This window comes from Streptomyces sp. SAI-170, assembly GCF_049739565.1.
Lineage (GTDB): Bacteria > Actinomycetota > Actinomycetes > Streptomycetales > Streptomycetaceae > Streptomyces.
This window is the reverse complement of sequence record NZ_JBMGQD010000002.1, coordinates 46,799-71,875: the sequence shown is the minus strand read 5'-3', so window position 1 is coordinate 71,875 and position 25,077 is coordinate 46,799. Positions and strand designations below refer to the sequence as shown.

Genomic DNA, 25,077 nt, shown 5'->3' with positions numbered 1-25,077 from the left:
CACGCGCGAGCCCTGGCGGCACCCGGGCCCGTACTCGCCAGCCTTCCGTCAGACGACACCTGGCCCCACACCCCGCAACTCACCGCTGAAGGGAACCGTCCTCATGTCTTGCCCCCAGCCGGCGGCGCAGCCGCAGTCCGAGCTCCAGTCCGAGTCTGAGTCCACTGCGGCCGTCCGCAGCGCGGATGTCTACCTGCTCTTCGCGCACGAGCCCTACCATCCCGGCCCCGGCACGAAGGAGATCAACACCACCGTCGTGGCCGCCGACTCGTTACTGCACCCGCTGGTGCGCCAGCCCGACGGCGTCCGCATCCACGCCCTCCTCACCCGCGGGCGCCAGCCCCGCGAGATCGTCCCGCTGGCCACCCTCACCCACGAACTGAACGGCGGCGCCGACTGGCCGAAGACCGGCGACTGGGAAGGCGTCACCGCCGACCTGATGCACCTGGTCCGCAACCAACGCTGCGACGCCCTCAGCCTCGGCCTGTCCACGACCGCACGCGCCCTGGTGTGCACCGGCCCGCACAGCCACGTCCGCGCCTACGACGCCACGACCCGCGCCTTCATCACCTACGGGCCAGCGGAGCGCGCCACAGTCCTGGACGAAGCCGGCCAGTTCCTCACCGATCTCACAGCCGAGCGGCCCCTGTGGCCGGGAGACGCACTCCTCCCACCGCTGCGCCACCTGCCCTGATCCCCGCCAGCCATTGAGGATGAGGGGGCAGGCGGTGTTCGGATACGAACCGCGAGCAGTCTGGGCCGACCTGCGGCGCCTGCTGCACCGACTCTTCCACCGGCGCAAGGTCGGCCCACCCAAGGGATGAGCGCAGCACGCGGCGGGAGACGGGGGACCCGTGTCGCTCTGTGCGCGGCGGGCCGATGGGCTGGCCGCGTGCCGCGCGAGTGGAGCCGGGCCGGATTCCAGTGCTCCCTTGGGGGAACAGGCGGACCACCCGGCCCGGCACCCCGGCACAGAGGTGGCCGTACTTGCGTGTCGTCAGCTCTGCTCCGGAGACAGGGTGTTCCCCCGGGGAACACCCATCGCCCCAGCGGCCGCGGCCAAGCGGCCCATGTGGCCGGGGGACGGTGTGCTGCTCCCGCTGGGCCGGCTCACCTGCAAGCGCTGACCCCGGGCCGCAACCGACGACAACAGACGATGTCGGCCACCGACCGCGAGGCTGCCTGCGGTGTAAACGGTGGCGCTGATGAGGATCTGGGGAGACCGACTGCGGCGGATATGTTCGTGACGGTCGGCGCAGATGGTTCCGGTATGTGCATGAGAGAGAGTGTGGTTGCGGGAAAATCCCTGGTGGCGGGGTGACGTACTGGGTGATGCTGCGGCCGTGATCGATCGGGATGACGCGGTACGCATTGTTGAGGAAGAGTTGGAGCGTGGCCTGCAGGCGCAGGCTGCTTCCAGCGTCGAGCCGGGCCCGCGCAGCGTGGTTGCGCGGGTGGTCGAGCATGAGCTCGTCTGGAAGGTCTATGTCCAGTCCGAGGAGTATGAGCGAACGCGTGATCCGGCCGCGATGCTGGTGGGACACGGCCCGTATCTGGTCGACCGCGTCGATGGCGGGCTCCACTCCATCGGCGTTCTCTCCGCGATCGCAGGGGCCTGGGAGGACGACTACCGCGGCCGTATCCGAGGACTGCCGGTCCGCACTGCGGTGGATGATCTCCACGACGAGCTACGAGCTGTAGCTGACGCAACGGGCGGACGCGTGGCTGCTGTCCGTGTGCTTCGCCGTAAGGTCACGGGGCTCTCCCCGGTGCAGGCCCTCGCCTACGTGACCGGGCTGCTCGAAGGTGAAGTGCCCACTGAGCTCCTGGCCATCGCTCATCAGGAGCTTGTGAACCCCGTCGACCGTGTGCTCGCCGTACACACCTTCGGCGTTGATGCAGGTTTCTGACAGGCGAGGAGTCGAGATCACCGCTGACCCGTTCTGGATGTCACGAGTTCGGTACTGGCTCAGCTTCTGGGGCCGAGGCCCTAGCGCCGGCGTCTTCGTCTGGCAGGGGAGTGCTGAGGTACTGGCTCCGACGGCACCGGTCGGTCTGCGGGGCCGGCATGCTCGTGAGGGCAGAGCGGCGCGTGGGGGCCTGTCTGCGGTCGAAAGGCACTGCGGACCAAGGTGCAGCGGTCGTGGGGGACACGGGGGGTGCACCATCCCGTGTACGGCGCGGGGGCGTTGGCGTGGTTGACGCTGCTTGCCAGGGCTTCTGCGGTGTCTGCGAAGGCCCAGCTCATCGCGTAGGCGCTGCCCGCATGGAGCCACTCCATACGGATCACTGGTCTGCTCAGGACGGTCTCGAACCATGTGGCGCACTGCTCGGCGAGCTGTTCCGCTGTTCCGCTTGCGCAGAGGAAGCCGCTCTCGGGTGTTTCGTGCAGGTTGAAGAGCTGGTCGCAGACCTTGCCGGCACGCACATACGTGCCGTGGAAGTGCACCGCCCATTCGCCGAGTATCAGGCGCCGCTCATGGTCGCTGAGAGAGACGTGCACCAGCAGCGATGAGTCGTCTTCAGGTCGGCCGACGCTGCTGTATGTCAGCGGCACTCGCCAGGAGGCAGCCCTGGCCTGCAGGGCGGAGATGAAGACCAGCTCGCCCGCATCGAAGTCCCAGGGCTCATCGCCGTCCTCCTGAGGGTCGTCGACTACGAACCATGGGTTGCCGTCCACGAGCCGACTCTAGACCTTCCGCCAGGACGTATGCCCACAGCACGAGTCGAACGTTGTGGACCGCCGACCGAGCCGCATTTACGGCAGGAGAATCGGCAAGTGAGGCGCAGGGACTCACCCCCTTGCCTGCTTGCGCGTACGCAACATACGGCCAAGGACCCGCACGTCGGTGCGGGCTACACCCTCGGCCTGAGGCGGCAGGACGGCCCCCGTCCGCGGGCGGTGCGCTGTTGGGTTGTTTGTCAAGGGTTGTTCGGAGCGCCTGGCGTTGGGCTGGTGGCGTGGCGCGTACCTGTAGAGCGTGGTGCTGACACCCCCCATCGAGCCGATGCTGGCCGAGGCCTGGCGCGGGCTGCCCCCGGATGAGGCGCTGCCGGGCGGCTGGGTCGCGGAGCAGAAGCCGGACGGTTTCCGCGTGATCGTCTTCGCGCGTCCTGGCCGGGTGATGGTGCAGTCCCGGCAGGGCGCGGATCTGACGGCGGCGTTCTGCGACATCGCGGCCGCGGCGGCCGGGCTCGGCGAGCGGCAGCTGGTTGTGGACGGTGAGCTCGTTGTGCCGGGGGAGGGCGGGCTCGACTTCGGCCGACTGCAGCACCGGGCCCGCCGCCGTGGCCGCAGCGCCGCCCTGGCGGCCGCAGATCACCCCGCCTATCTGATCCTCTTCGACGTGCTGGAGACCGAGGGCCGAGAACAGTTGCACCGCCCCTACCGTGAACGGCGGGCCGTCCTGGAGGGCCTGTTCGCCGACGGCGTCCTGGCGGCCCCGTTCACCCTGTGCCCGGCCACCGAGGACCGGGCACAGGCGCAGGAGTGGCTGGATCCTTCCTGGGGAGCGGTCGGTATCGAGGGTGTGGTGCTCAAGGGACGCGAGCAGCCCTATCTGCCGGGCAAGCGCGCCTGGATCAAAGTGCGCTCCCGCATCACGTCCGAGGCGGTGATCGGCGGCGTGACCGGCTCTCTTGCGGCCCCGGCCACCTTGCTGCTGGGCCGCTACGACACCGGCGGGGACCTGCGGCTGGTCGCGCGGACCACCGTTTTGCCCACCGCCGCTCGCCGTCTCGTGACCCAGCATCTGTCCCCCGGCGGCCCAAGTCATCCGTGGCACGGCCGCCGTTTCGCGATCGGGTGGGGAACCCGCGGCGAACTCGAGTACCACCCCGTGCAGCCGGATCTGGTCGCGGAGTTCGTCGCCGACACCACCATGGACGGCGGCCGCTACCGCCACCCGGTGCGCTTCCTGCGCCTGCGGACCGAGTTGCGTCCGGCGGATGTGCCCGGGTTCTGACACCCTGCGCGGGGTGGTGCTGCGGCCGGCGTGCGCAGTACTACGGGCCTGGTTCTTGGTGCAGGTCGATAAAGAAGCGCAGACGGACGCCCGCTTCGCCTGGCTCGTGGAAGGTGCGGTCGGCCGGTGCGACGGCGCAGTACGCGGCGAGCAGGTTCTGCACGGCGAACGCAGTCTGTTCGTCAGCAGCCGCTACCTCCACCACGGCCAGCCCCGCCTCTGCCACATGCACATCACTGATCTTCCTCATAGCCGGCATGACGTGCCGGACGGCGCAGCAGGTTCGCCGGCCGGTGTCTGTTCATCCGGACGGGGTGCCGGCGGAAGTAGGTCAGGGGCGCGTGTTGACGTAGCGGGCGCCGGGGCCCCACTGCGCGAGCGCCGCCTGCAGACACCACTGGCACAGCGGGTTCTCTGGGGGAGATTGTGTGGCGCGAGGCAAAGGGAGCGCGATCGATGCAGCTCAGCGCCGGATTCGTCCAAGGTAGTTGGTGCAACACATGTGGCGCTATCACTGGTTCGGGTGAGGCTCGGCAGCATGGCTGCGCGCAGAGGTACGGCACCGGTACTGATGGGCTCGCGTATTCAACTGTCGCTAGTTCGCTGAGGAGTCCAATCGACTGGCGACTTTGTGTGATCGCCAGTGGCGTACGACTCCAGGGCCAGGAACCTTCGACACCGCTGATAGATTCCTGCGGTGAGCGAGCAACTACCCAGCGGGGGCATCGAGCTGTCACCCGACGAGATCGAAGCCCTCCCTGCTAGGTGGTCGTTCTGCTGGACCCCGAGTGAGGTCGCGCAGCAGCTGGCGGGGATCAGCACGCCCTGGTACGTGGCTGCGGGCTGGGCGCTGGACCTGTTCCGCGGCAAGCAGACGCGCGCTCATGGAGACATCGAGATCGCGATTCCGGCCACGAGCTTTCCAGAAGTCCGCGATCGCTTCCCCGGCTACGTCTTCGACGCGGTCGGCAGCGGCCGGATCTGGGAGGACGCCACACCAGAGGTGCTGGCCGCCGTACATCAGACATGGCTCCGCGATCCGGCCACCGGAAACTACCTGCTCGACGTGTTCCGCGAACCGCACAACGGCGACACCTGGATCTGCCGACGCGACGAGAGGATCCGGCTTCCCTACAGCAGCATCATTCATCACACCCAGAACGGCATCCCGTATCTGGTACCCGAACTGGTCCTGCTATTCAAGGCCAAGCACCTCCGCCGAAAGTATCAAACAGACTTCGAGGCGACCGTCCCCCACATGACCTCAGCTCAGCGCCAGACCCTGGCCGAGCTACTCGCCTGCGTACACCCGGGACACCCCTGGATTGCGGACCTGTAGCCAGCGCCTTATTAGTGGGCTCGCGCATTTAGCGCTGGGAGAAGCCGGCGCAGTGGTGCATATCGGGGCCTCGTCAGTGCCTGTTTCACATTTCCTGACCCGTGTCAGTGGCTCGCGCTCCGCAACGCGGTCGGGGCTGCTGGACCGCTGACGTCACACAGCCGGCGGGGACGCGGCCAATGCCGGGTCACGAGCTGGATGCCGATCCGTCCGCTCCGTACCGGAGGCCGTCGAGGAGCAGGTCGAGGAGGCGTCCGGCCCGTTCGCGCTGGTCGGGAGCGCTGGTGATCAGCCCGATGCCGGCCAGGCTGAAGCCGACATCGAAGGGGTCGATGTCCGGGCGCAGGAGACCGGCGTCGGCACCGGCGTGCAGCAGGGTGCCGAGGGCGGTGGCGAGCTTGTCGAGGGTTTCGGCGAAGGGGTCCGCACCGGATGCGGCCGCGGCCCGCAGTGCGTCCGCCATGCCCTGCTTGGCAGTGAGGTAGTCCATGAAGTCGTCCATCCACAGGCGGATCGCCCGGTCCGGTGCATGGTCGGCGAGGAGGTTCGTGGCGCTGTCGCAGACACGGGCCAGCTCGTTGCGGTAGGCCGCCTCGATGAGTGCCTCGCGTGTGGGGAAGTGGCGGTAGAGCGTGGCCGAGCCGACGCCCGCGGCTTTGGCGATGGTGTCGATCGCGACGTCCGGGCCCTTCTCGGAGAAGGCGCGCACGGCCGCTTCGAGGATGCGTTCCCGGTTGCGGCGGGCGTCGGCGCGCAACACGCTCGGCTTGGCGGTCAAAGCTGTTCCCTTCGTCGTGACCAGTCTATCTGGACAACCGGGGAGTTCCCCGCTTACCGTGATGGCTAACCGGGGAACTCCCCGGTTACGGCGTTGACCCTGACGCTCCACGCGCAAGGAATGGCGATCATGACAGCACAGCAGCCCATCGGTTCCGGCTTCGGGGCCCGCAGCACCACGGCCGACGTCCTGGCCGGCCTCGACCTCACCGGAAAGCTCGCCGTCGTGACCGGCGGCAGTTCCGGACTGGGGCTGGAGACCACACGCGCCCTGCGGGGCGCCGGCGCGAGCGTCGTCGCAGCCGTCCGCCGCCCGGAAGCGGCCGTGGAAGCCTTCACCGCAGTGGACGGGGTCGAGGTGCGCCGTCTCGACCTGGGAGACCAGGCCAGCGTGCACACCTTCGCGGACGAGTTCCTGGCAAGCGGCCGCAGCATCGACATCCTCATCAACAACGCCGGCGTGATGGCCCTGCCCGAGACCCGCCTCGGACCCGGCTGGGAGGCGCAGTTCGCCACCAACCACCTGGGCCACTACACACTCACGAACCGGCTGTGGACCGCCCTGGCAGCCGACGGCGGCGCACGCGTGGTCGCGCTCAGCTCCGCCGGACACCGCTACTCGCCAATCCGCTGGGACGACGTCATGTTCGCAAACGACTATGACAAGGCCGTCGCCTACGGACAGTCCAAGACCGCGATCGCGCTGTTCGCCGTCCACCTCGACGCCCTCGGCCGCGAGCACCAGGTGCGGGCCTTCGCCGTCGCCCCCGGTGCCGTCATGACCCCGCTCCAGCGGCACATGACCCGCGAGGAGATGATCGCCTTCGGCTGGATCGACGACCAGGGCAACACGGCCCCCAGTTTCAAGACCCCCGAACAGGGTGCCGCCACCCAGGTCTGGGCGGCCACCTCCCCGCAGCTGGCCCACACCGGCGGCGTCTACCTGGACGACTGCGACATCGCCCCGCTCTCCCAGGACGACGCACCCGGAGTCAGGCCCTACGCGGTCGACCACGAACAGGCCGCACGCCTGTGGACCCTGTCCGCTCAGCTGACCGGCACCAACGCGTTCGCGAACCGGTGACACAACGGCAACGCGCACTCCCCTCCAAGAAACCCGCATCTGAAATCTCCGCAAGAAGGGTCACGAAATCATGACGCACACCGCTCTGGCCGCCGTCGCGAACGAAGCACAGGCATGGTTCGACAGCTACGTCGAGACGTTCATCGCACTGGCAGCAAAGGGGAGCACCGATCCCGCGCCGCTCCTCGACTACTTCTCGGTGCCGATCAGCATGACCACGGGGACGGCCCACACCGTTCTCACCTCCGCCGATGCGCTCTCCCAGGGACTCGCACACGAGCTCGGCGCACTTCGCGACGCCGACTACGGGGGCAGCAAGGCCCTCGACCCGGTGGTGCGCGTGCTCAACGAGCGGGCCGCGCAGATCGAGGTGACCTGGGCGCGCCAGGACAGCCAGGGGCGGGAGTTCCAGCGTGTCCGTGTGCTCTACCTGGCCGCCCGTACCGACGCGGGATGGCGGACGGTCGCCTCCGTGATCCTGGCCGGCTGACGAAGCACATTGCCCGAGCCTCGCCCGCGGTGCGCTCGCCAGTCAGCGAGGCGACAGGACCCGGCCACAAGATCGCCGACGTGGCAGTACGTGCTGATCGATGTCACGTCGATGCAGTCCCGACGGCTTAGCGTGCCGCGCCGCCCGGCGACGGCGCGGCACTTTCGTCAGCCGACGTTCTTGGGGATGCCAGGCATGGGCGTGGTCGGGTCCATCCGCCGTGCCACCGTCGCCCGCCGCCGTACGCATGCCGCTCACCGCCACGTTCGCCGCCACTGACTTCGTGAACGTCGAGCGCCCAGGTTCCGGAGCGAAGGCAAGGCCGCGGCTCCCTTGCCTTTGCCGGCCTACTGACCTGGCCGGGATCAGTCCGTGCACCGGCATCCGCACGCATGCAGAGGAACCACATGACCGACACCAATCAAGGCACCACGGACCTCCCACGCCACTGTGAGGCGGCCTTGTTCATGGGGCACTGGATGCGCTCGCCCTCACACATCGGTGCCATCGCGCCCAGTTCCCGGCATCTGGCCCGCGCCGTCACGTGCGCCATCCCGGAACGCGGGGAACCCGTCGTCGTGGAACTGGGCCCCGGAACAGGGCCGTTCACCGCAGAGATCCAGCGCAGGCTCGCCGGACGCGGCCGTCACCTCGCCGTGGAGATCAATCCGCGCCTCGCCGAGCTCCTTCGCGACCGTTACCCGGCGGCCGAGGTTGACCGCGTGACGGGCGGTGGGGTCGGCCGCGGATAAGTCGATGATGCGCAGCTGGACGTCGGGTTCGCAGTGGGTGCAGGCGCGCAGCCCGCTGGCCAGCAGGCGGCGGGCTTCCTCCTGGCTGACGGCCTGGCGCCGTTTGCCTGCCATGTGGCAGGTGCCGGCATGGACCCGGACCGGCGGGCGGCCCGCACCGATGCCGAGCTCGACGAGCCACTGCGGCGGCGCCGGCCGCACCCGGCGGCCGTGCTCCTGTTCTGCCTGCCGCTGCTGGACGGCGGCGATTTTGTGCGTCGATGCGGCGCAGCCACAGCGCGTGCCACACCCGCAGGGTGTGCAGGCGCTCCAGATCAGGCGGCAGGTCATCGAACACATTTTTGATTCTATGCACATGATCCACGTCTCGCGCCCTCGCGTGTTCGAATTATCGTTCGATATTGTGAGGGGAGGAGGTGTCGGGGCGATGACCAGCAACGATCGGGGGCAGCGGCCGGCGACCGTGATGCACGTACGGTGCCCGGACCGGCTGCCGCAGGAGACCTACCGGCAGGTCCTGGAACTGCTCGCCGGCCTGTCCCCGGTCGTGCAGGCCCTGCCGCCGTCCGCCGCCCTGGTGGAGCTCAAGGGCGCCCTGCGCTACCACCACGCCGACGCCCGCCGCCTGGGCGAAGTGCTGCGTGTGCGCGCGATCTCCCGTCTCGGTGTCGACCTACGCGTCGGAATCGGGCCGTCGATCACCGTCGCGGCCACCGCCTCCGCGCAGATCGCACCGCCCGGCGGCGTCCTCGCCGTCGGCCCCGGCCAGGTCGCCGACTGGCTCGGTGCGCTCCCCGTACAGGCACTGCACGGCATCGGCTCCCGGCAGGCCGGCATCCTGCACGACTACGGCATCCACACCGTCGGCCTGCTCGCTGCGGTGTCCCCGGCAACGGTGCAGCGCCTCCTCGGCGGGCGCGCAGGCCGCCTCGCCGCCGACCGCGCCCGCGGCATCGACCCCCGGCCCGTCATCCCCCGCGCCCTGCCCGCCTCCCTCAGCGTCTGCCACACCTTCGACCCGCACGTCCTCGACGGCGCCGCCGTCCGCACAGCCCTCCTGCGGCTCGTCGTCGACCTGGCGATGCTGCTGCGCCGCCGCGGCCAGGCCGCCCGCGCGCTGACCCTGCAGCTGACCTTCGCCCAGGGCGGCAGCTGGGAGAAGACCCGCCGCCTCGTCGAGCCGTCCGCGCACGACGACGACCTGCGCACCCTCGCCTACCGGCTGATGGACGCCGCCGGCCTGCAGCGCGGCCGCTTGACCCGCATCACCCTGCGCGGCGAGGACCTGATCGATGCCGGCCAGGTCACGCAGCAGATCAGCCTCGACACCACCCGCGAAGCCCGCCTCGCCGCTGAGAAGACGGTCGACCGTGTCCGCGAGAAATTCGGTCCCCGCGTCATCGGCCCCGCCGCCGCATTCCGCCACGCCTCATAGGCGTTCCCGCCCGGCGCGCCCCGAAGCCGGCAGGACGTGACGGCGCGTCAGTAGCGGCGGCGGACGCCCTCGCGCCGCCCCTGCGGTCCGCCGCGGCCCCGCCCGCAGGGACACGCCTGGGCGCCTGCCGGTGACTCATTGGTGAAACGTTCACTTGGTGTGACATCCGCCACAGTGTTCGAGGTGGCGGGCGGGTGTTCTCCGTCTGAACTCCCGACTCCCGCAGGGCAGGGTCACCGCGTTTGCCCTGATCACGCCTGGTGTCGGAGCGGTCACTGAGCGGCAGGCGTGTGCCTGTGTGTGCCTACGCGATCACGGTGTGTCGAAAAATTGGTCGGCAGGCCCCTGAGCGTTTCCCCCCGGTGATCCGAAATGCTGCCCCTCGAGAGCCCAAGGAGGTGCCCTCCAGCTCATAACCCCACTGGCCAGGGGGAGTTGACGCTGCGTTCAATGGAAGGAACAGGGGTCCTTGTGACCATGAACGAACTGCTCGCGCTGCTCGCGGTCATCACCGCACTGCGCGTCTTCCTCCCCGATGCCGCAGCAGGCATGCGGCGCCTGCTGCGCGCCGGCGCCCGCCTCGGTGTCGCCGAACTGCTGCACCACCACACCACCCTCCCCACCACCACCGAGGCCCCCGTGACCCTCACCGCCCGGGACGGGGAGGCCTAGCGATGACCACGCCCGAGGAGAGCGATGCCCAGCACACCCTCCCCACCTCCTTCGAGGAACTGAACGCCTTGCAGGGCATCCACTACGAGATGCCGGAGAGCCTCGACGCCTTCTACCGCATGTACGCCCGGCCCCAGCTGCGCTACGCCACCACCGTGCTGGGCGACATCAAAGCCGCCAAGGCCGTCGTGCGCCGCCTCTACACCCATCTCGCCCTGAACTGGCCCGCGGTCCTCCTCGAAGAGGGCGGCCCGGAAGCCTACGCATGGCGGATCCTGAAGATGCGCGTCGAGATCCACATGCGCATGAACCTCACCGCCACCGCCGACGGCCGCAGCACCGCCCCGGCAGGCAATGCGCGAACCGTCGCCGCCCACGACGCCGTTCGTGCCACGCTGGAGAGCATGCGCAAGCAGCTCGCAGTCCTGGACTCGCCGATCGGCCTCTACACGGCCATAACAGAGCTGCCGGAGCGCCAGTTCGACGTCATGATCCTGCAATACGTCCTGGGCTATCCCTCGAAGCAGGTCGCCAACATCATGGGCATCAGCGCGGGCACCGTCAGAACCCACCGTCGCCTGGCCCGCAAGCGGATCGCCACCAAACTCGGCATCGACCTCGGTGACGACGAGGAGAAGGAGTAAGACCGTGCCGCGCAGCTTCGACGAGATCCTTGACCAGGCCGAGCTCGTGGACCCCATCACCGACGACGACCTCGACGACCTCCGCCAGGAAGTCGTCCGTGACGTCACCGCCGCCCTCATGTTCGGCGCCCGCCCCGCCCCCCAAGGACACCTGCCCACCAGCCTCGACCGTGCCGAAGCAGAGCTGAAAGCACTGTCCGTCGAACTCCTCCACAGCCACGAAGCACCCGCGCACCTGGCCCACATCGCCGAGGAACTCTTCGACGCCGACGGCGCCCTCTACTTCGGCTGCCTGCTCAACCTCGCCCAGGAACCCGACAGCGCCATGTGGTGGTGGCAGTTCGCCGCCGGCGCCGGCAACGCCACCGCCGCCTACTGCCTGCACCTGCTCCACCTGCTCCGCGGTGAACTCAGAGACGCCGACCACTGGGCCCACCAAGCCCTCACCCTCGACACCGACATCCACCTCACCCCCCCGACCAGACGCCGCCGCCAACTCGACAGCCATACCCAGGAACTCCGCGAAGCCGTCGAACGCCTGAAGGTCGACGAAGTCGCCGGCGCTCAGTTCCACCACCCCGACCACCGCCTCGCCGACCAGATCGAGGAACTCGCCGGCGCCTGCTGACCAACCCCACGCCCCGAGCCGGACGGCCCCGCTCACCAACCCCTCAAGCAAGGAGCACCGTGGTCTCGCGCTCATGGGAACTGAAGAACGGGCAGACTCTTCTCGGCACCCTCACCCTCGCCGAGATCAACCAGCCCTGGTTCATATGCCACTTCACTCCTGCTGCGGGGTGGGATCAAGCCGAGGGACTGTTCCGAGCGCAGGCCGACGCGGTCGACAGCGCAGACCAGGCGCAGATGACCGATGCCGTCGGAGCTGTCCGCAACCTACCGCTCCAACTCCTTCCGCAGGACGGCAGCCGACCCATCACTCCCGTCACGATTCAGATCCGGGCGCATCAGGCAAGCTTCCGCTACTGACCCAGCCTCAGCACCGATGACGCCAGGACGGCGCTGCCCAGGAGCCACGCTCCCGGACAGCGCCGTCCTGGCGTGATGACCGTAGCCGGGCAGCATGAGAGCAGGCGTCGCCGGGCGGCGCCGCCGGCACTGCAGCACGACGAGCTCCGGTGCTCTGCCGCCCGCCGCACCTGACCGCCAGTTCCGTGAAAGACCAACAGAGCGCCAGGAGACAGCCATCAGTGAGACCTGCGACGCCGGGCCAGACGAGCCCCGGTCTCCACGACGCAACCGGTGTGACTTACCACCTGGCCAGGTGAGTTGTGCGTGGATCACCGGACAGGACGAGCGGCCGGCCGCTACGAAGATCACGAACACTGTTCGTGATCTTCGAAAGGAACGCTCGCGTGCGAATCCGCCGCATGGCCAGCGCGGCCGCCATCTGCTCCGCCCTCACCGCCCTGCTCACCCCCACCACCACCCACGCAGCCGAGCCCGGCGCCACGCTCGCCCTGCCCGTTAGGGACGCCCTCGCCCACCTCACCGTCCAGGAAGAAGACCGCACCGGCTACAGCCGCAACGCCTTCCGCCACTGGACCGACGCCGACCGCGACGGCTGCTCCACCCGCAACGAAGTTCTCCTCGCCGAGGCCGTCACCGACCCCGAACAGGGCGCACGCTGCGCGCTGACCGGCGGCTCCTGGTACTCGCCGTACGACGACACCTACTTCACCGCCGCCCGCCCACTCGACATCGACCACCTCGTGCCACTCGCCGAAGCCTGGGACTCCGGCGCCTCCGCCTGGACCGCGAAGCAGCGCGAGGCCTACGCCAACGACCTCGACGACGACCGCGCTCTGATCGCCGTCTCCGCGACCTCCAACCGGTCCAAGGCCGACCAGGACCCGGCCGCCTGGCAGCCACCCTCGGCCGGCTACCGCTGCACGTACGCCACCGACTGGGTCGCCATCAAGACGCGCTGGAGCCTCACCATCGACAAGGCCGAACAGGCCACACTCAGCGACCTGCTGGCCGACTGTCCGAACGCGCCCGTCGAGGTCACCCTCGCCCGCTGAGGCGAACCATCGCGCCGCCGGCACCCACAGCCCCGGTCACGGGCGGAAGAACTGTTCCGAGGCTCACGATGTCTCAGGACGTGGCGAAGCCCCGTCCATCCGCCGGGGCGGACGATCGGGGCCCATCGGGATGGCAAAGCACCGCTCACGGATCAGACGCAGCATTGGTCAGGAACGGCTGGCGGCGAGAAGCAGGGCGAGCGGACCAGCGGGCAGGAGGAACCGACCGTCGCGGGCTGCTTCGATCGCTTCCTCGATCGGGCGCCAGGTGAGCTTGAAGTCGTGCTCTGTCTCGGTGAGTTCCTGCCGGCCGATGGTCAGCTCGCCGGCTTCGAACAGATGGACGCGTGCGGTGGAACTGAGGGTGATCGCGTACGAGCCGAGAGGGCGCCATTGTCGGGCGGTGACGCCTGCCTCTTCACGCAGTTCTCGGCGCGCGCAGTCGAGCGTGGACTCGCCAGGCTCGAAGCGGCCGCCCGGCAGGAAGAGGTACTCGCCTCCGTGGTTGGGGAAGGCGCTGCTCAGAACTGCGACCCAACCGTCGGCGTCGCGGGCTACAACCACAGAGGCATCAGGCGTTGCGTCTTCGCTCACGGTGGACGAGCGTAGCGGTCAGCCGTGCACCCACGCCGCGTATGGCACGTTGAAGACGGCAGGGTGGGCGATGCCGCGCCCGTGGTAGCCGTCGTCGCCGTGGTCGGCGCACAAGATCACCATCCAGCGGCCGTGCTCGGCGAGGCCGTCGAGGAGGCGGCCGAGGTGCGTGTCGGCATAGGCGAGGGCGGCAGCCTGGGAGGCTGCGGTGTCCTGGCTGGAGTCCAGGTAGTGGCCGTGCGGAACATGCGTCGCACTGACGTTGACGAACAGGAACAGCGGGCGCCGGCCGGCGTAATGGTCGGCGCGGTCCAAGGCCTGGGCAACTTGATGGCGGGTCGAGTCGGGCACCGGGGAGTAGAACTCAGGTCGCCAGTGCGCTTCGTGGAACATGCCCGGCAACACGAAGTCATTCCTGCTCCAGGCGGGGGGCCTGCTCGGCGCGTAACTCCAGCGCGGCGCGCCAGTAGGCGATGGCGTCGTAGGAGGCCCGGTCGACCAGGACCACTTCGGCCCCTGCGGCGAGGACACTGATCTCGTCGGCATGCCCTGCGTGATGATCCACTCGGTGGACTCGGCCGTGTGCCGTTCCATTTTCGGCAGTCCGGCCGCAGCGGCGCGCTTGCCCAGCCGACCGGTGCGAGCCACGGCGAGACCGTGTCCGCGCAGCTCCATCTCGATGCGCTTCAGGAGTGTCGTCTTGCCCGTGGAGTGGGCGCCGAGTACGCCGATGCGGACCGGCGAAGAAGGGGTGGTCACCACAGGATGGGGTCCTTTTCTGGTTCGGGGGCGCCGGGCAGGCCGGGCGGCACGGCCGCGGCGACCAGCTGATCCCAGGTGTCGTAGCGGGAGGCCATGTTGATGAGGAGCTGCGCCGTGGCGAAGGCGTCGAAGGTGGCTCGGTGCCGGGTGCCGGGGGCTTCACTCAGGTCGGGCTTCACGTGCTCGATGAGCTTGTCCAGGGTGTACTTGCCGAGGTCGGGGAAGGCACACCTGGCCAGCCGGAGCGTGTCCAGGACGCCGGCGGGCTCCCAGCCGGGCAGATGCGCGCTGAGCACGCGGTAGTCGGTGTGCGCGTTGTGCGCGCAGATCCAGGTGCTTCCGAGGAAGGCGCGCACCTGGTCTTCGACGTCGGCCCATCCCGGCTTGTCGTCCAAATAGGCGTTGGTCAGGCCGTGCACCCGGGCGGCGAAGGGGGTGACGGGGCGTTCGGGGCGGGTCAGCCACCAGCCCGCGGTGCTCTTGTCGGGGCGTCCGTCCCTAACGGGCAGCGCAGCGACTTCGACGAGGTCGGGAGGATTGTCGCCGTTGCCTTCGACATCGACGACGAGCAGCGCGGGAAAGGTGGCGGGGTTCATGGCGTGTCGGGTCCGTCCTCCGCCTCCCAGCCGATGGGGGCCCGGCCGTGCTGGCGGTAGTAGTGGGGCTTGCTCCGGTCGTGGCACTGGAAGCCGAACCCGTGCTGCAGGAAGTAGCGGGGCGGCTCGTCCAGTCCCTCCACGACAATGGCACGGTCAGTGACCTCAACGGCGCCGACCGCACCGACGGCCCGCGCTTCGCGGGTGACTTCGTCCAGGTCGGGCTTCCTCCACGCCCCCGCGCACAGGGCGACGTGCTGGGACGGGCAGATGTCGCAGAGCTCCCGGATGCCATAGTGGCCGTTGTAGTCGGCCTCCCCATGGGCGTAGGCGACGCCGCAACTGGTCTTGCGGAACAGCACGCCCCACGGCTTCGAGCCAGCACGTGCTGCGCTGAAGGCGTCGAGAATCCGCTGCTCCGCTCCCTCCGGCATGATCTTCCGCCGTGCCGTGGCGTCGTACGGTATCGGGATGCCGTGAGCGTCGTAATAGGCCCTGATCTCGTCACGGAAGAAGAGCCCGGTGAACACCGTGGCGTGCGCGTGCAGCGACAGCTCGCGGGCCTGCTCGATGTGCTGCTCGGAGTCGTTGAGGCCGGGGACGATGGGCCGCCAGTAGTGGATGACCCGGTAGCGGTCGGCGTGCTCGAACAGCATGCGCAGGCTGTCGGCGGCGATCGAGGAGTTGACCGGTTCGATCCGCTCCTCGTCGATGCCCGAGTGGGTGACCTGGACCGACGCTGACGGCACCAAGAGGGCCTCGGCGGTCGCCTACGACGAGCCGAGCGCCGACGCCAGCGAGTTGCGAGGTGAGAGTGCGGTCGATCGACGCCGCCTGGAGCTGGAGGGCGCCGACGCCGGCGACATCGCGGTCGTGTCCACAAGCCGGGGGAGCCGCCCGGCATGTGAGGTGACGCCTGGATGCGGGAGCCGGGGGCCGGCCTATGCGCGTTTAGTGCGACTGGTCATGTCCATCTCCCCCGCCAACTGAGCGCCAGTCACGATGTTGCATTGGGCCTTATCGAGCAAGGTCAAAAACCTCATCCCCGCGGATGCGGGCGGTGAGGGTGAGCCTTCCCTTGGGGAATCAGCTGCGAAGCGCGGTCGCGTCGCTCTTGCACGCGACCGGCACCGGCATGCGAGAGCTACCGGTATAGTCGGCGGCCTGCCAGGCGCGGCCCACGTGCGCTACCTGCCCGTGGTGCCTGAGGTGGTGGTTGAGATCGAGGTTGATCAGGAGCGGCTTGAGTTCGGCCGCTACCGGCACGGCCCCCGTGTCCGGCGGGTGCGCGGCGACCTGACGCCCGAGATGGTCAACCGACCGTGAGGGCCAGCCGCAGCCCCAAGGCCCCGCCCATCCGCCACGGGGGAGGCAGACGGACGGGGCCGACCTGTGGGTCAGGCGCTGGCGCGCACGATGAGGGTGCCGATGTGCCCCTCCTGCGGAGCGTCCAGCACCAGCGCCTCAGCCGTGGCGAAGCCAGCGCGTCGCAGGTGCCGTTCCCACACCGCAGGCTTGTAGCTGTAGCGGTAGGTGAACATCGCCTTCCCGGCGAAGCCACCCTTGTACATGCCCTGCGGACCGTAGGCGCCCGGGATCGCGGGCGGCTGCGAGAACACGAACACCCCGCCCGGAGTGAGGCGCCTGCGCACGAGGGGGAAGAGGCGGGACGGGTCCGTGAACCAGGCCGCGCCGAAGATGGAGTACACCGCGTCGTACAGGTCTTCATCCGCGGCGAGCCAGTCGAGGACTTCCGCCTGCTCGATCCGCACGCCGAGCGGTGCCCAGCGCTCACCGGCCAGCTGCGCCATGCGGGGCGACAGATCGACGCCGGTTGCCTTCACGCCCTGCTGGGCAAGGTAGGCCAGGGCGCGGCCCGTGCCGCAGCCGATCTCCAGAACGGACTCCGGTGAGTTCAGGAGTTTCGGCCCTGGGCCGTGGCCGGCGTACTGCGTCCAGCAGAACGAGGGCTCTGCCTCGGCGTCGAACGCGCTCTTGGCGTAGGTGTCCCAGAGTTCGGTCTCGGCGGGGATGTCGTGCGGTACGGGCACTGCTGGTCCTCTGGTCGTAGGTGCGAGGGAGCCCCCGCCCTCCGGGGTGCGTGAGGGCAGGGGCGACTGTAGCGGTGTCAGTGACTGTCGGGGACCTTGTCGTCGCACGGCGAGCAGTCCGCGCCGTCGATGGCCCACAGCTCCTCGTCGATGGCCCAGCCCTGCGCGCGAAGGAAGTCGCCCGTGCGCAGGCACAGGCCGTCGCTGCGGCGCTCGATGAACGGGGCGTGGTGCTTGAACCGGCCGCCGTTGTAGAGGCGGCAGATGCCCCACCAGACGGGCGTGTCGAGGATGAGCTGGTGCACGCCGATGTCGACGAGCTTGCCGACGCCGAGGTGCTGGTCGGGGTTCTCGATGGAGCCCATGACGTACATGACGGCGTTGCCGAGGATCCGCTCGGCCATGTCGCGCACCATGGTGTGGTCCCGGAGCAGCAGCGCGATCTCACGGTCCCACAGGCTCATGCCGGAGTCGAAGACGTTGACCGTCAACTCCGTGATGTGGGAGGCGACCGCGTTGAGGAGTTCCTGCGGGTCCCGCGTACGGGTGCCCGCGGGTCGTTCGAGTGCGACGGTCATGAACTGTCCCTTCTGAGTTGTCGTGCCGTACGAAGGCCCGCCCCAGGCTCGACCTGTCCAGGGTGGGGACCTGGGGCGGGGGCTTGGGACCCGTTTGGCCAGAGGCTTGCAGCGCTCCGACGAAACGGGCGTCTGGATGCGACCCTGCCCCTGCGGTCGGCATGGGGCCCTACCTGCGCGGATGGGCGGGGTTGGAGATACGGCCGCGCGCGGTGAGGTCCGTGCGCCTCCGAGCCGGGCTCCGTCACGGGCATGGGGCCCAGCGCCGGCCCGGAGGCGGATGGTGACCGCTCCCTCACCAGGCAAGGACAGACGAGGGAGCGGAGCCTCGGCCGGTCAGACCGCCGGGGCCGGTCTACGCAGCACCCGCTGCGGACCTTGCCGGCCCAGGTGCCGACGAGATGGGCTCGTCTGTCACGGCGAACAGCAGATGCAGCGAGTGGCCCGGCTCCTCAGGTGTGCTGACCTGGTGCGTCATGCCCTGCGGGAGGATCATCACGTCCCCGGTGCGCATGACCACGTCCTCGGGGGGATGGTCACGGGTCGGCCAGATCGTCCACCGTTTGGTGCCGCGCATCTGCACGATCAGGCCGAGCCACGCATCGTCGTGCGCGCCGAGGTTGGAGTCGCCGGCCTGCGACTCGTACGCCGTGCAGATCACCCGGCGGCGCAGCATCCCCGCCAGGTGCAGCGTGGCCAGGCTCCACCAGCCGTCGCTGCGGACATCCAGGCTCTCGTAGACCCGGGTGCGCGGCCGCTCCCCGTAGGCGCGGGCAGCCTCGGCCGGGTCGGCCTCGCGGTGGAAGTCAGGGCCGTCGACCAGGGCCACTGTCTGGCCCGGCCGCAGGCCGTCGGCCACCGGCAGGTACAGGCTCTCCACCCATAACGGATCGAACGCCCCGGCGTAGTACGACAGTTGCTCCGGCCTCACCCTGGTCCCAGCCAGGGCCAGGGGCCCCAGACCCCTGAGGAAGGCGGACGCCGTGCCGACAGACTCGCAAACCGTGCGCGCATCCATCGCGTGTCTGCCCCCCTAGATGTCCATGTAGAGGTGGCCGGTGGAGCCGTCGGGCCGGGTGGACGCCGCGCAGTAGGAGGCCTGCGCCTGGTTCGCGTAGTAGCGCAGGGCCTGGTCGGAGGGGTCGAGGACCTCGTGCATGACGTCGGCGTTGCTGAGCTCGGACAGCCCGCGCGGATGCAGCTCGACGACACCCGTCTCGGGGTTGAGCTTCTGCACGAGCACGGTGCCCGCCGGAACGTCCAGCTCCTGCGGCGCATACAGCAGCCGGAAGGCCCCTCCGACCGGGTGCCGTTGCAGAACCGCGTGGAGTTCCTCCATCAGCTCTGCCTGCTGCTGAACGAGGGTGGCGGTGGTCATATCTCTCCTTGAATCAGGGCCGGTACTACGAGCCGGCCGTTCGGGGTGAGCCGAGGCGTGCGTGCGTTTCAGCTGCGCCTGCGTCAAGAGCCGTCGTGCGTGGGCCCCTGCACCAGCACCATTCCTGCCACTCTCATCAGCTCGCGACGGACCAGGCCCTCCCGGGCGAGCCCGTTCAGCGCGGCCGACACTATGGGGCGACCCACCTTGTAGCCGCTTGCCAGGTCGCCGTACACGAGGCGGACACCGGGCGGAATGGCTCCGGAGATGATTGCTTCGCGCAGTCCCCGGTAGACCCGATTCGCCTGCCCGCGCTGCTGGAGCGGGAGATGGCAGACCTCTGCGTAGAGGAGTTCCGCTGCCATGTGCACTGGCTTCGTCACGGCTGCCGGTACTCGTTCCAGGCCTGTGCTGCGTTCTGCATGGGCTTCGCCCAGTCGTCTTCGCTCTGCTCGGCGATCGAGTTCCACACGCGCTGCTGGACGCGGGCAAGGACGTCCAGGCCTGTGGTCGGGGCCAGTTTCCACGCCGGGTGAGCAGCAGCGGCGTTCTCCGCCTGTTCGGGGGTGTGGCCGTGGGAGATGAGCCAGAGCAGCCACAGCGCGGGATCGATCCAGGCGGCTCCCAGGGAAGCCCATCCCCAGTCCACGAACAGGGCGCCGCTGTCGGTGATGAGGACGTTGTGCGGGTTCCACTCGGTGTGCAGCAGGGCGTTCCCGGCGAACCAGGACAGGTCTGCCGGGTCGTCGACGTACGTCCGCAGTCGGTGCGGCATCGTCTTCAGCTCGAAGCTGGGCGCCGGCACGTCGGCCAGCCGGGTCATGGTGGCCATGAGGGTGGGCAGGTGGGGGGAGCCGGGCGTGTAGTCGGCGTGGCCGCCTTCCACGTATTCGAAGCCGAGGAGGCTCCAGCCGTTCTCTTCGATGTGCCACAGCAGCTTCGGGGCGATGCTACGGACGTGCGGGGCGATCTGCGCTTCCCGCTTCTGGGTCCACACCCGCGGGTGGTCAAGGGGCAGACCCTTGACGAACATCGTGCGGTCGGCGGTGCGGACGCGGGCGGCGACGGCGCTGTTCAGGCCCGCTGTGATGGTGCCGACGTCGACCACGGGGCCGTTGACCTTCTCGATCAGCCGCCGCACGGCGTCCGGGAGCTGGGTCAGGCGCTCGGTGGGCAAGGGACTCTCCTGTTGCGGTCGGGGCGCCGGGGCCGCGCACGGGCGCGGGCCCCGGCAGTCGGGTGTTACTGGTAGGGGTTGTCGTCGTTGCAGCCGGGGACGGTTCCGATGACGAGCGCTTCGACGTCGGCGACCAGGGTGACCTCCTCCGGGTCCGTGACGACGGGCTCCGCCTTGCGCGTCAGCTCGGCCATGACAGCAGGCATGACTACCTCGTTCCGTGTTGGCAGTAGTTGACCAGTGGTGCCTTCGCCTCCTGGAAGACCTTCGCCATCGGCCTGCACACCCGGCACGTGCCGGACAGCGTGCAGCCGCTGCATCCTCCGGTGCGAAGCATGAGGGACTCGGCGATGCCGCCGAGCCGGGCCAGACCGTCCACGCCTTCGGCGATCAGGTCGATGTTCGGGTCGCGGCCGACCTTGCAGATCGACGCCCGCCCGAACGGGTCGGCGTGGAAGAACGTCACACCGGCCGGGCAGCCGGTGAAGGGCTGGCGATGGGTGAGGTACTGGGGCGACTGCTGCGGCAGCGGCTCAGCCGTGCCGTGGATCGTCGGCGAGATGTTCGCATACTCGCGGAACGGAACGCCGAGGCGGCGCGCCCAGTCGCGCATGGCCTCCGCCTCGTGTGCGTTGTCACGAGTGATGATCAGACTGAGGTCGATGTTCAGTCCGGCGGCCGCGGCGTTGTGCAGGCCGGCTGCGAACCGGTTGTACGCGCCCCGATTGCGGGTGACCGCGTCATACGTCTGGGCCGTCGCTCCGTACACGCTCAGCGTCAGCTTGGTCGGCGGGTAGGTGCGCAGCAGGTTCAGCACGTGGTCCTTGTGGAGCTGGGACCCGTTCGACAGGAGCTCCACCTGCATGCCCAGCTCGTGCGCGAGCCGGTAGGCCTCGGGGAAGTCGGGGTCGATCAGCGGTTCCCCGCCGGTGATCTGCAGCCAGATCACGCCTGCGTCCCGCATGACGTTCAGCAGCCGGCGCTTGCCGTCCATGTCCAGGCCATCGAAGCGCTTCTTGCCGAGGTAGCACATCGGGCAGTCGTAGTCACAGCCCAGGTTGATCTCCCACGTGGCCCGGCTGAACTCGTACGGTCCCGCATCGCGCATCAGCACCACATCACTGACCCGGCGCCCGGCCAGGTCCACCTTCCACTGCGCCCACACCGGGTCAGCGAGCCATGCAGGCGTGACGGCGGTGCCGGCCGCCAGAGCGCGCAGCTCCTCGAACCGGGCGCCGGGCAGTTGCACAGCCTTGACGCTGCCCGGCCGCAGGACCAGGCGCCGCTTGCCGAACGGTGTCGCAACGAGCTCGTGCACGTCGTGTTCCCTTCTCTTGATACCCGGCGTCGAGCCGCTACGGGGGAGCGGCCCGACGCCGGGCGTTGGAGCCTGCTTCTCACCAGGTGCAGGCACGTCCGGTGAGAAGCAGGGTTCATGGGGTGCTCGCGCCTTGACTGGGGAGGTAGGCCAGGAACACGTGGCGCTGGTAGAGGTGGTCCAGGACGTGCGCGTAGGTGTCGTTGTCGGTGGTGATGGCCGGCCGGGCGATGGCGAGGATGCCGTCGGCGAACCCCTGCGCCGCGTACCGGCAGGCTTGCCTGAATCCGGACCGTTCGACGAGGGGGAGCGGCTGTCCCATGTCGGCGAACGTGCTGGAAGCGACCTGCCAGCCCATGCGCGCCGCGTACTCGGCGATCGTTTCGAGGTCTGCCCTGCGCTCGGCGCCGGGCTGCACGAGCACGTACGAGGCGACACGCAGTGGACGGTCTCGACGAGCGACGTCGGCCATGACTGAGGCCATGTACTCCCGACGTAGCATTTCGAGACGTGCGGCGCGGGCCTGGGGTCTGAGAGCTGTGAACACGTCGGTTCCTAGGAGGTTTGTCCTGCCGCCGATGGGGAGGTTTCCCGGCGGCAGGAGGCGTGACCGCGTGCGGCGCGGTGCAGGGAGTGATGAGCAAGCGCCGCACGCGGAGTTCAGGCGATCGTGCTGAGCACGGATCCGAGAAGCGTCTCGTGCGGTGCAGGGCTCGGCTGGAACTGGTCGAGGAGTTGGCGCAGCGCTGTAGGCGGGACGAGCCGGTCACCGCGGAAGGGGCGCAGCCAGTACGGGCCGGGCGGCTCGGTCGTCGTCACCGCGGGCAGCGCTATCTGGTGCGGGCGGCCGAGGCACAGGGCGTGGCGGTGGGGCTTCCAGTGCTGGCTGGTGCCGGGCGGTACGAGCCAGATGAGCCACGAGCGGTGCGGGTCCTCGATGACCGGCCCGCATGCGTCTGGCTGCTCGTTGCCGGTGCGCTGGATGCCGTCCATGACCGCGACGGCGGCGTGAGCCTGGGCACCGCTGGCCGTGACGACGATGTCGAAGAAGTGCCCGCCGAGGGGCAGCTGGAGCACCTCCTGCCGCTGAAGCGCCATCAGGCTGCGCACACGGGCCGCGAGGTCGGCCATGTCGGAGGCGATGTGCCGTGGGTCGACGCTCTCCGTGGTGAGTGTGAAGCCGACCGGAGCCGGGGCCGGCGGCAGTAGTCGGTCGGGGGCGACATTGCGGCGGTGTAACTGCTCGGTGAGGCTCACTCCTGATCCCCTTCGCAGGCCGGGTACAGGACCGCGGTGACCGTCTTGCCCACCACGCGCCCGCCCTCGTCCACCTTCTCGTCCCACGACAGGTGAGCGCCGTAGTGCTGCACCCACCACAGGCCGCTGCCCTGCGGGGGCGTGGAGGTGGCCGTGTCGAAGTCGGCGAAGGCAGGGTCGGCGTCGTCGACCTCGATGCGGAGCTCTTCCGTCTCCGCATGCACCGTCAGCCGGAGGTCGATGCAGCCGTCGCTGAACGGTTTGCCGTGATGGGCTGCGTTGTGCACGAGCTTGTCGCTGACCTGTCCGGCGACATCCACGTCACCCGCCCAGCGGGCCATAGTAAGGCGGGGGCGTACACGGAGGCGGGCGTTGGGTCCACAGGCCGCGTTCGCCAGCAGCTTGGTGCCCCACTGGTACCGCGGCGTCTCCTCCGGCTCGTCCTGAAGAGCTAAAAGGGCGACCGTGGCGCTGACCGGATGCTGGTCTGCGTCGTGGCCGACGAGTGCACTCGGCTCGTCGGAGGGTGCAAGGTGGTGCTTCGGGGGGTTCAAGGGGAGGCTCCCTGGGTTTCTGCGCTCGATCATGGAGGTCCGGGCGCTCGGTGCAGAGGCCGCATTGGCAGCGGCGTTGCTGCTCTTGCGCAGTGCACTTGTCACCTCTGCTCCCAAGGCCGAGACAGTTCGCTTTACTCGTAGAGGTAATCGCGCGGTCACTGTCTGCGGGTACGGTTGTCAGCAGGTGGGACCGTGAACACCGTGAACGCCGTGGAACGGTCGGGAGTGATGGCATGGCCACGAGGAAGCGCACGCCCAACCCTGCCCTGGACAGGTTGCTTGAGCAGGCACGATGGACCCGTACGCAGTTGGCGCAGCAGGTCAATCGGCTCGGGCCTGAGGTTGGTTTGCAACTGACGTACGACCGGACGGCTGTTGCGCACTGGATCGCCGGTACGCCGCCGAAACCCGAGGTCAGGCCCTTGATCCTGGAGGCCCTGTCCGCACGGTTAGGCCGGCCGGTCACCCATGCGGAAGCCGGGCTTCAGCCCGCGCAGTCCGGCAACACCCCCCAACCGGTCGACACTGTTGAGGAGTTGCTCGACATCGGAAGGGCGGATATGGACCCATCCCGTCGCAAAATCCTGGCCACAACGCTGTTCTCTGCCGCGCTCACCGTGCCCGCATTCCAAAAAACTGCCCGAGCCGCAGACGAGCCCGTCAGCCCAGGCAAGGCCACCACCCGGATCGGCGCCGCGCAAGTCGCCTCCGTGCGCTCGATGACAGAGCGGATCGCAGACATTCTTGATGAGTTCGGCGCCGGCCACGCACGTCCTATGGCGGCGGCGTTCATTGTCAACACCGTGGGGCCGTGGCTACGGGCGCAGGCCTCCGAGCCGGTGAAGCGTGACATGCTCGCGGCCGCCGCGGACTTGACTTACCTCACGGGCTGGATGGCCATGTACGAAAAGTCCCACGGGCTGGGGCAGACGTACTACACCAAGGCACTCAAGCTCGCCGACGAGGCGGGCGACCACCTGACCTACTGCCGCACGCTGCGCGGCATGTCGCTGCAGGCATCGAATCTACGGCACGGGCGGATGGCATTGGAGCTGGCTGACTCGGCAGCTGAGGCCGCACCCTCGGCCGGCCCCCGTCTGGTGGCGTTCCTGCGCGGGCAGCAGGCCCACGCGGCGTCCATGGTGAAAGACCGCCGCCAGGCTCACATCCGGCTGCGTGAAGCCGAGGCCGCACTGTCGCAGGCGGACAACCGGCGCGATGCCATCGGCGGTTATGACCAGACCGCCTATCTGTTCCACGTCTCCCACGTGCTGATGGAGGAGGGTGATCTGCCGGGCAGCATCGCGGCCATGAAGCAGTCGATCCGCGTGCAGCCAGCACAGGAACGGCAAGGGCGCGTTCACGCTTACGCGGTCCTTGCACAACGGCAGTTGCAGCATGGCCACGTCGAAGCTGCGTGCGACTCGTGGAGGCGCTTCCTGGACGAGTACGAGCACATCTCCTCGGTCCGCGGAGACGATCACTTCGCCACCATGCGCACCGACCTCGCGCCGTACGCCAAGACACGCGCCGTACGGGAGCTCGCCGTTCGGGTACGTGAAGTCGAAGCGGCCAAGACCTGATCGATGCGCGCCTGCGCGAGAGCTGT

34 protein-coding genes are annotated in these 25,077 nt (G+C 69.0%); 14 read left to right on the top strand and 20 right to left on the bottom strand.

The genetic code is table 11. The features are described 5' to 3' along the window. Positions 1-103 precede the first annotated feature (103 nt). On the top strand, positions 104-694 hold the full coding sequence (locus tag RKD23_RS39680) for a hypothetical protein (protein ID WP_424858511.1): 591 nt from the start codon (positions 104-106) through the stop codon (positions 692-694). A 649-nt stretch (positions 695-1,343) separates the two neighbouring features. Further along, positions 1,344-1,910: a YrhB domain-containing protein gene (locus tag RKD23_RS39675; protein WP_424858510.1), complete on the top strand. Its 567-nt coding sequence runs from the start codon at positions 1,344-1,346 to the stop codon at positions 1,908-1,910. A gap of 80 nt (positions 1,911-1,990) precedes the next feature. Here RKD23_RS39675 and RKD23_RS39670 read toward each other — a convergent pair whose 3' ends face one another. Beyond that, on the bottom strand, positions 1,991-2,680 hold the full coding sequence (locus RKD23_RS39670) for a hypothetical protein (protein ID WP_424858509.1): 690 nt from the start codon (positions 2,678-2,680) through the stop codon (positions 1,991-1,993). A 301-nt stretch (positions 2,681-2,981) separates the two neighbouring features. Between RKD23_RS39670 and RKD23_RS39665 the strand changes: the two genes are divergently transcribed. Continuing rightward, entirely contained in the window at positions 2,982-3,965 is a 984-nt protein-coding gene (locus RKD23_RS39665) for an RNA ligase family protein (RefSeq protein WP_424858508.1), read from the top strand. A gap of 40 nt (positions 3,966-4,005) precedes the next feature. On the opposite strand, the gene RKD23_RS39660 is transcribed toward RKD23_RS39665, so the two are convergent. Then, on the bottom strand, positions 4,006-4,215 hold the full coding sequence (locus RKD23_RS39660; protein ID WP_424858507.1) for a DUF6207 family protein: 210 nt from the start codon (positions 4,213-4,215) through the stop codon (positions 4,006-4,008). A gap of 447 nt (positions 4,216-4,662) precedes the next feature. Between RKD23_RS39660 and RKD23_RS39655 the strand changes: the two genes are divergently transcribed. Continuing rightward, entirely contained in the window at positions 4,663-5,304 is a 642-nt protein-coding gene (locus tag RKD23_RS39655; protein ID WP_424858506.1) for a nucleotidyltransferase domain-containing protein, read from the top strand. Between the two features lie 187 nt (positions 5,305-5,491). Here the strand turns inward: RKD23_RS39655 and RKD23_RS39650 are convergent, their stop codons facing one another. Then, complete coding sequence (locus tag RKD23_RS39650) at positions 5,492-6,082, bottom strand: TetR/AcrR family transcriptional regulator (protein WP_424858505.1); 591 nt, start codon at positions 6,080-6,082, stop codon at positions 5,492-5,494. 126 nt (positions 6,083-6,208) lie between these two features. Between RKD23_RS39650 and RKD23_RS39645 the strand changes: the two genes are divergently transcribed. After that, complete coding sequence (locus RKD23_RS39645; RefSeq protein WP_424858544.1) at positions 6,209-7,165, top strand: SDR family NAD(P)-dependent oxidoreductase; 957 nt, start codon at positions 6,209-6,211, stop codon at positions 7,163-7,165. A 70-nt stretch (positions 7,166-7,235) separates the two neighbouring features. Continuing rightward, positions 7,236-7,655: a hypothetical protein gene (locus tag RKD23_RS39640; protein ID WP_424858504.1), complete on the top strand. Its 420-nt coding sequence runs from the start codon at positions 7,236-7,238 to the stop codon at positions 7,653-7,655. Positions 7,656-8,146: 491 nt separating this feature from the next. Here RKD23_RS39640 and RKD23_RS39635 read toward each other — a convergent pair whose 3' ends face one another. Continuing rightward, the gene (locus tag RKD23_RS39635) at positions 8,147-8,737 is read right to left on the bottom strand and encodes a DUF6233 domain-containing protein (RefSeq protein WP_424858503.1); all 591 of its coding nucleotides are present in this window, start codon (positions 8,735-8,737) and stop codon (positions 8,147-8,149) included. A 97-nt stretch (positions 8,738-8,834) separates the two neighbouring features. Between RKD23_RS39635 and RKD23_RS39630 the strand changes: the two genes are divergently transcribed. From RKD23_RS39630 to RKD23_RS39605, 6 genes are all read left to right on the top strand, one after another. Further along, the gene (locus RKD23_RS39630; RefSeq protein WP_424858502.1) at positions 8,835-9,842 is read left to right on the top strand and encodes a DNA polymerase Y family protein; all 1,008 of its coding nucleotides are present in this window, start codon (positions 8,835-8,837) and stop codon (positions 9,840-9,842) included. A gap of 471 nt (positions 9,843-10,313) precedes the next feature. After that, positions 10,314-10,514 (top strand): hypothetical protein, encoded by a 201-nt coding sequence (locus tag RKD23_RS39625; RefSeq protein ID WP_424858501.1) that lies wholly within the window; start codon positions 10,314-10,316, stop codon positions 10,512-10,514. Positions 10,515-10,516: 2 nt separating this feature from the next. Further along, positions 10,517-11,158 carry a sigma-70 family RNA polymerase sigma factor gene (locus tag RKD23_RS39620; protein WP_424858500.1) on the top strand — a complete coding sequence of 214 codons (642 nt, stop codon included), beginning with the start codon at positions 10,517-10,519 and terminating at the stop codon, positions 11,156-11,158. Positions 11,159-11,162: 4 nt separating this feature from the next. Continuing rightward, the gene (locus RKD23_RS39615; RefSeq protein WP_424858499.1) at positions 11,163-11,786 is read left to right on the top strand and encodes a hypothetical protein; all 624 of its coding nucleotides are present in this window, start codon (positions 11,163-11,165) and stop codon (positions 11,784-11,786) included. A 59-nt stretch (positions 11,787-11,845) separates the two neighbouring features. Continuing rightward, complete coding sequence (locus RKD23_RS39610; protein WP_424858498.1) at positions 11,846-12,145, top strand: hypothetical protein; 300 nt, start codon at positions 11,846-11,848, stop codon at positions 12,143-12,145. A gap of 401 nt (positions 12,146-12,546) precedes the next feature. Beyond that, positions 12,547-13,200 carry an HNH endonuclease family protein gene (locus RKD23_RS39605; protein ID WP_424858543.1) on the top strand — a complete coding sequence of 218 codons (654 nt, stop codon included), beginning with the start codon at positions 12,547-12,549 and terminating at the stop codon, positions 13,198-13,200. A gap of 168 nt (positions 13,201-13,368) precedes the next feature. Here the strand turns inward: RKD23_RS39605 and RKD23_RS39600 are convergent, their stop codons facing one another. From RKD23_RS39600 to RKD23_RS39580, 5 genes are all read right to left on the bottom strand, one after another. Continuing rightward, positions 13,369-13,794, bottom strand: a complete 426-nt coding sequence (locus RKD23_RS39600; RefSeq protein ID WP_424858497.1) for an NUDIX domain-containing protein — start codon at positions 13,792-13,794, stop codon at positions 13,369-13,371. Between the two features lie 18 nt (positions 13,795-13,812). Next, on the bottom strand, positions 13,813-14,187 hold the full coding sequence (locus tag RKD23_RS39595) for a sulfatase-like hydrolase/transferase (protein WP_424858496.1): 375 nt from the start codon (positions 14,185-14,187) through the stop codon (positions 13,813-13,815). 16 nt (positions 14,188-14,203) lie between these two features. Beyond that, positions 14,204-14,359: a hypothetical protein gene (locus RKD23_RS39590; RefSeq protein WP_424858495.1), complete on the bottom strand. Its 156-nt coding sequence runs from the start codon at positions 14,357-14,359 to the stop codon at positions 14,204-14,206. 190 nt (positions 14,360-14,549) lie between these two features. Then, a complete protein-coding gene (locus RKD23_RS39585; protein ID WP_424858494.1) occupies positions 14,550-15,152 on the bottom strand; it encodes an exonuclease domain-containing protein in 603 nt (200 codons plus the stop codon). Further along, a complete protein-coding gene (locus RKD23_RS39580) occupies positions 15,149-15,901 on the bottom strand; it encodes a hypothetical protein (RefSeq protein WP_424858493.1) in 753 nt (250 codons plus the stop codon). The genes RKD23_RS39585 and RKD23_RS39580 overlap by 4 nt, the downstream gene beginning before the upstream one ends. Positions 15,902-16,334: 433 nt before the next feature. Here RKD23_RS39580 and RKD23_RS39575 point away from each other — a divergent pair, with 433 nt between their 5' ends. After that, complete coding sequence (locus tag RKD23_RS39575) at positions 16,335-16,478, top strand: ATP-dependent DNA ligase (protein WP_424858492.1); 144 nt, start codon at positions 16,335-16,337, stop codon at positions 16,476-16,478. 71 nt (positions 16,479-16,549) lie between these two features. On the opposite strand, the gene RKD23_RS39570 is transcribed toward RKD23_RS39575, so the two are convergent. The 11 genes from RKD23_RS39570 to RKD23_RS39520 form a co-directional block, all read right to left on the bottom strand. Then, on the bottom strand, positions 16,550-17,203 hold the full coding sequence (locus RKD23_RS39570; RefSeq protein ID WP_424858491.1) for a class I SAM-dependent methyltransferase: 654 nt from the start codon (positions 17,201-17,203) through the stop codon (positions 16,550-16,552). A gap of 77 nt (positions 17,204-17,280) precedes the next feature. Next, positions 17,281-17,781 (bottom strand): hypothetical protein, encoded by a 501-nt coding sequence (locus tag RKD23_RS39565; protein WP_424858490.1) that lies wholly within the window; start codon positions 17,779-17,781, stop codon positions 17,281-17,283. A gap of 355 nt (positions 17,782-18,136) precedes the next feature. After that, positions 18,137-18,712 (bottom strand): hypothetical protein, encoded by a 576-nt coding sequence (locus RKD23_RS39560; protein WP_424858489.1) that lies wholly within the window; start codon positions 18,710-18,712, stop codon positions 18,137-18,139. Positions 18,713-18,814: 102 nt separating this feature from the next. Further along, entirely contained in the window at positions 18,815-19,159 is a 345-nt protein-coding gene (locus RKD23_RS39555) for a hypothetical protein (RefSeq protein WP_424858488.1), read from the bottom strand. Positions 19,160-19,242: 83 nt separating this feature from the next. Continuing rightward, positions 19,243-19,542, bottom strand: a complete 300-nt coding sequence (locus RKD23_RS39550; RefSeq protein ID WP_424858487.1) for a GntR family transcriptional regulator — start codon at positions 19,540-19,542, stop codon at positions 19,243-19,245. Continuing rightward, positions 19,539-20,336 (bottom strand): aminoglycoside phosphotransferase, encoded by a 798-nt coding sequence (locus RKD23_RS39545; protein ID WP_424858486.1) that lies wholly within the window; start codon positions 20,334-20,336, stop codon positions 19,539-19,541. The genes RKD23_RS39550 and RKD23_RS39545 overlap by 4 nt, the downstream gene beginning before the upstream one ends. A 65-nt stretch (positions 20,337-20,401) precedes the next feature. Continuing rightward, positions 20,402-20,542, bottom strand: a complete 141-nt coding sequence (locus tag RKD23_RS39540; RefSeq protein WP_424858485.1) for a hypothetical protein — start codon at positions 20,540-20,542, stop codon at positions 20,402-20,404. Positions 20,543-20,544: 2 nt separating this feature from the next. Then, a complete protein-coding gene (locus RKD23_RS39535; protein WP_424858484.1) occupies positions 20,545-21,654 on the bottom strand; it encodes a radical SAM protein in 1,110 nt (369 codons plus the stop codon). A 115-nt stretch (positions 21,655-21,769) separates the two neighbouring features. Beyond that, positions 21,770-22,126, bottom strand: a complete 357-nt coding sequence (locus RKD23_RS39530; protein ID WP_424858483.1) for a hypothetical protein — start codon at positions 22,124-22,126, stop codon at positions 21,770-21,772. Positions 22,127-22,314: 188 nt separating this feature from the next. Continuing rightward, complete coding sequence (locus RKD23_RS39525; protein WP_424858482.1) at positions 22,315-22,911, bottom strand: hypothetical protein; 597 nt, start codon at positions 22,909-22,911, stop codon at positions 22,315-22,317. Then, positions 22,908-23,465 (bottom strand): hypothetical protein, encoded by a 558-nt coding sequence (locus tag RKD23_RS39520; RefSeq protein WP_424858481.1) that lies wholly within the window; start codon positions 23,463-23,465, stop codon positions 22,908-22,910. Before RKD23_RS39520 ends, RKD23_RS39525 begins: the two co-directional genes overlap by 4 nt. Before the next feature lie 236 nt (positions 23,466-23,701). Here RKD23_RS39520 and RKD23_RS39515 point away from each other — a divergent pair, with 236 nt between their 5' ends. Further along, the gene (locus tag RKD23_RS39515) at positions 23,702-25,051 is read left to right on the top strand and encodes a hypothetical protein (protein WP_424858480.1); all 1,350 of its coding nucleotides are present in this window, start codon (positions 23,702-23,704) and stop codon (positions 25,049-25,051) included. The last annotated feature ends 26 nt before the right edge of the window (positions 25,052-25,077 follow it).

Coding starts and splice junctions, on each gene's coding strand:
- RKD23_RS39640 (WP_424858504.1), top strand. CDS start 7,236: ATGACGCACACCGCTCTGGCCGCCGTCGCGAACGAAGCACAGGCATGG.
- RKD23_RS39595 (WP_424858496.1), bottom strand. CDS start 14,187: ATGTTCCACGAAGCGCACTGGCGACCTGAGTTCTACTCCCCGGTGCCC.
- RKD23_RS39680 (WP_424858511.1), top strand. CDS start 104: ATGTCTTGCCCCCAGCCGGCGGCGCAGCCGCAGTCCGAGCTCCAGTCC.
- RKD23_RS39635 (WP_424858503.1), bottom strand. CDS start 8,737: ATGACCTGCCGCCTGATCTGGAGCGCCTGCACACCCTGCGGGTGTGGC.
- RKD23_RS39565 (WP_424858490.1), bottom strand. CDS start 17,781: ATGACCGTCGCACTCGAACGACCCGCGGGCACCCGTACGCGGGACCCG.
- RKD23_RS39660 (WP_424858507.1), bottom strand. CDS start 4,215: ATGAGGAAGATCAGTGATGTGCATGTGGCAGAGGCGGGGCTGGCCGTG.
- RKD23_RS39605 (WP_424858543.1), top strand. CDS start 12,547: ATGGCCAGCGCGGCCGCCATCTGCTCCGCCCTCACCGCCCTGCTCACC.
- RKD23_RS39540 (WP_424858485.1), bottom strand. CDS start 20,542: ATGCCTGCTGTCATGGCCGAGCTGACGCGCAAGGCGGAGCCCGTCGTC.
- RKD23_RS39530 (WP_424858483.1), bottom strand. CDS start 22,126: ATGGCCGACGTCGCTCGTCGAGACCGTCCACTGCGTGTCGCCTCGTAC.
- RKD23_RS39585 (WP_424858494.1), bottom strand. CDS start 15,152: ATGAACCCCGCCACCTTTCCCGCGCTGCTCGTCGTCGATGTCGAAGGC.
- RKD23_RS39555 (WP_424858488.1), bottom strand. CDS start 19,159: ATGACCACCGCCACCCTCGTTCAGCAGCAGGCAGAGCTGATGGAGGAA.
- RKD23_RS39515 (WP_424858480.1), top strand. CDS start 23,702: ATGGCCACGAGGAAGCGCACGCCCAACCCTGCCCTGGACAGGTTGCTT.
- RKD23_RS39630 (WP_424858502.1), top strand. CDS start 8,835: ATGACCAGCAACGATCGGGGGCAGCGGCCGGCGACCGTGATGCACGTA.
- RKD23_RS39620 (WP_424858500.1), top strand. CDS start 10,517: ATGACCACGCCCGAGGAGAGCGATGCCCAGCACACCCTCCCCACCTCC.